Below are 246 nucleotides of genomic sequence, written 5' to 3'. Positions count from 1 at the left end.
AGCGCTGCATCGAGCGCGCGATCTTTGCACGCAGCGCTTCGTTGCGCAGGCCGTAGGGTTCCGACTCGCGATACTGCCAGCGCGAACGTAGGGGCGTGTAGTAAGCCCAGCCAAGAAGAAAGCGGTACCAGGGAATGGCCCAACCGTTGTAGGCGAGTGTAAGTGACAGCAGCACGACCGCCTGCGCTTGCGGGCGTCGATGGGCGAGTGCGAGCGCTAGCGCCGCGCCCATCGACAATCCACAGA

1 pseudogene is annotated in these 246 nt (G+C 63.8%); it reads right to left on the bottom strand.

The window, feature by feature from the left end:
* Positions 1-246, bottom strand: a pseudogene (locus SB771_RS36280) (carboxylesterase); the annotation flags it as partial.

Source organism: Burkholderia sp. SIMBA_051 (assembly GCF_046534915.1).
In the GTDB taxonomy this organism is placed as follows: domain Bacteria; phylum Pseudomonadota; class Gammaproteobacteria; order Burkholderiales; family Burkholderiaceae; genus Burkholderia; species Burkholderia ambifaria.
The sequence above is the reverse complement of the archived record's forward strand: the minus strand, read 5'-3'. Positions and strand labels throughout refer to the sequence as shown.